This is a genomic window from Thermoclostridium caenicola (assembly GCF_900142095.1).
Taxonomy (GTDB): domain Bacteria; phylum Bacillota; class Clostridia; order DSM-8532; family DSM-8532; genus Thermoclostridium_A; species Thermoclostridium_A caenicola.
Genome location: NZ_FQZP01000087.1, coordinates 1 through 3454 on the forward strand (window position 1 = coordinate 1; position 3454 = coordinate 3454).

The 3454-nt window shown below is 52.6% G+C and carries 2 protein-coding genes; both read left to right on the plus strand.

What is annotated here, in order from left to right; genetic code table 11:
- The first annotated feature begins 80 nt into the window (after positions 1–80).
- Positions 81–2939 (plus strand): [FeFe] hydrogenase, group A, encoded by a 2859-nt coding sequence (locus F3H12_RS12885; RefSeq protein WP_243133296.1) that lies wholly within the window; start codon positions 81–83, stop codon positions 2937–2939.
- 228 nt (positions 2940–3167) lie between these two features.
- A partial coding sequence (locus tag F3H12_RS12890) for a transposase family protein (protein WP_149677676.1) occupies positions 3168–3454 on the plus strand: 287 nt, incomplete at its 3' end.

The window sequence follows — 3454 nt, forward strand, 5'->3', positions numbered from 1 at the left end:
GACATAGTAAATAAATGTAAAATATGGAAATTTAAAGAAAGGAGAATCTAACTTAGAAAAGCTGAAAAATTGTCTTGACAATGGGGGGCATTATAGATCCCACCGGAAAGAAGATCGCCATTGTGGGCGCCGGTCCTTCAGGCCTTTCCTGTGCTTACTACAGCGCCATCAATGGCCATGATGTAACAGTATTTGAACGCCAGCACTATCCCGGGGGTATGATGCGTTACGGTATCCCCGAATACCGCCTGCCCAAGGCTACGCTGGACAAGGAGATTGACATCATTAAAAAGCTGGGCGTCAAGATCATGACCAAGAAAACCCTGGGGACCCACATTCGCCTTGAGGACCTTGCAAGGGACTTTGACGCCGTATACCTGGCCATTGGTTCATGGCGTGCTACGCCTATGCATATAGAAGGCGAGAATCTCCCCGGCGTATGGCTGGGTATCCAGTTCCTTGAACAGGTGACCAAGCAGGCCGATATCCAGATAGGCGACACGGTTGTGGTCATTGGCGGCGGCAATACGGCCATCGACTGTGCCCGTACCGCTTTGAGAAAGGGCGCCAAGACAGTCAAGCTGATTTACCGCAGAACCCGCGACGAAATGCCTGCCGAGCCCTATGAAGTGGAAGAAGCCCTTCATGAAGGGGTGGAAATGCTCTTCCTGATGGCTCCCACCAGCATCGTGATGGAAAATGGCAAGAAGAAATTGCAATGCATCAGGATGCAGCTGGGTGAGCCCGACCGTTCCGGCCGTCGTCGTCCTGTTCCCATTGAGGGCAGCAATTTTGAAATTGAAGCCGATACCATCATCGGCGCCATCGGCCAGAGTACCAATACCCAGTTCCTCTACAATGACCTGCCCGTTAAGCTGAATAAGTGGGGCGACATTGAGATCAACGGTAAAACCAGCCAGACATCTGAACCTAATATTTTCGCCGGTGGTGACTGCGTCACAGGTCCTGCAACCGTCATCCAGGCCGTGGCTGCCGGTCGCCGTGCCGCCGAAGCCATAGACAGCTACCTCATGCGGGGCTATGTCCAGGAGAGCCATATCGATTACAGCTGTAGCAGGGGTTCCCTGGAAGACCTGCCCAAGTGGGAATTTGAGCACTTCCCCAAGCTGGAGCGTGCCAAGATGCCTGCCATCAGCCTTAAGGAGAGGGAAGGCAACTTCAAGGAAGTTGAACTGGGTCTCTCCGAGGAAGCCGCCCGCGAGGAAGCCCGCCGTTGCTTAAGATGCGGATGTACCCAGCGCTATAACTGTGACCTGAGGAGAGAGGCTTCAGAACACGATATCGTGTTTGAGAAGCCCATCCATGAAAGACCCTATATACCCATTGTGGAAGACCATCCCTTTATCATCAGGGATCACAATAAGTGTATCTCCTGCGGCCGTTGTATTGCCGCCTGTGCCGAGGTTGAAGGTCCCGACGTTCTGACCTTCTACATGAAGCACGGCCGCCAGCTGGTGGGAACCAAGAGCGGTCTGCCCCTCAGGGAAACCGACTGCGTCAGCTGCGGACAATGCGTCAATGCCTGCCCCTGCGGTGCGTTGGAGGCCAGGAGTGAAAAAGGCAAGGTCTTCAGGGCTATCAACGATCCCACAAAGACCGTGGTTGCCTTTGTTGCGCCCGCCGTGCGCAGCGTTGTTTCCTCCCATTACGGCATTCCCTATGACAAGGCATCCGGATTCATGGCGGGCCTTTTGAAGAAGCTGGGCTTTGATAAGGTCTTCGACTTCTCCTTTGCCGCCGACCTGACCATTGTGGAGGAAACCACCGAATTCCTGAACCGTGTGGCGAACAAAGGGGTTATGCCCCAGTTCACCTCCTGCTGCCCCGGCTGGGTTAACTTTGTTGAGCGGCGTTATCCCGAGCTCATTCCGCACCTGTCCACCTGCAAATCGCCTCAGCAGATGATGGGTGCCACTGTGAAGAACCATTACGCCAAGCTGGCGGGCATCAATAAGGAAGACCTGTATGTGGTCTCCATCGTGCCCTGTATCGCCAAGAAATATGAGGCTGCCCGCCCCGAGTTTGCGCCCGACGGTATCCGTGATGTGGACGCGGTTCTGACTTCGCTGGAGATGATGCGCATGGCGGAGCTCAAGCGCATTGATACCTCCACCATCGAGCCCCAGGAATTCGACGAGCCTTACAGGCAGGTTAGCGGTGCCGGTATCCTGTTCGGTGCTTCCGGCGGTGTGGCTGAAGCTGCAATGCGTATGGCCGTTGAAAAGCTCACGGGCAAAGTTATCACCGATCACCTTGACTTCGAGGAAGTCCGCGGCTTTGAAGGCCTGAAGGAAGCGACCATCCAGGCCAACGGTACAACGGTGCGCGTAGCGGTAGTCAGCGGTCTGCGCAATGCGGAGCCCATTATCGAGAAGATTCTGCAGGGAGTGGATGTGGGCTATGACTTGATTGAGGTTATGGCTTGTCCCGGCGGCTGCATCTGCGGTGCCGGCCATCCCGTTCCCGAAAAGGTGGGCACCCTGGAACAGCGCCAGCAAGTGCTGATCAACATAGACAAGATCTCCACCTACCGCAAGTCGCAGGAAAATCCGGATATATTGAGGTTGTATGAGGACTTCTACGGGGAACCCAACTCCCCCTTGGCCCATAAACTGCTGCATACCCATTATCACCCCGTCAATGGGGATGTGGGAAGGGGCAAAGTCCGCAGGAAGGCCAACTCCGTGTTTGTGACACGCCAGATCACCTTCTGTACCTGCGATGCTTGCGCGGCCAAGGGATCGCGCGAACTCTATGCCTCGACCCTTGAGCAGGTGAGAAAGCTTAAGATGGATGCCTTTGTGGAGGTCAACACCATACGCCTTAAGGAAGACCACAACGGCCAGGGTATCTATATCGCCCTGGACGGAGAGCGCATCGATAAATCAAGGCTTGAGAACCTGCCGCTGAACCTGTAAAGGACTCCATAGTTAGAAGTATTGCTTATGCATAAAGCCTGCCGACATCAGTCCGGCAGGCTTTGCTATTTCCAAATTTGAGAAAAATTCGGTTCTATAATAAATGTTGGGGTGCCGAGGGACAGAAACTTCGGAACTCCAACATTTTTTGCAAATAAAGAGAGCATGGAGTGAAATCTCTAGTAAAATGTAGTTACTCACACCATCAATTTTAAAGGAGAATCAACCATGCTCTACAAAGATTATACGCGAGAATTTATTGGATTTGAAGATGTAACCGTTACCTTCGCAGAAAGAAAGGACAATCAGTTCCACATTTATATGAGAATGAAGCGAAAAGCCCATGAGTGTCCCCGCTGTGGTCGGACTACGGACAAGATTCACGATTACAGAGAACAACAAATTAAGGATATATCTTCGTTTGGAAGCTATACTTTCATACATCTGCGGAAACGACGCTATGTATGTCCTTCATGCAATAAAAGGTTTTATGAAGAGGTACCTTTCCTGCCAAG

Bases quoted from the DNA above. Each gene is read 5' to 3' on its own strand.
- F3H12_RS12885 (WP_243133296.1), top strand. From the start codon at position 81: ATGGGGGGCATTATAGATCCCACCGGAAAGAAGATCGCCATTGTGGGC.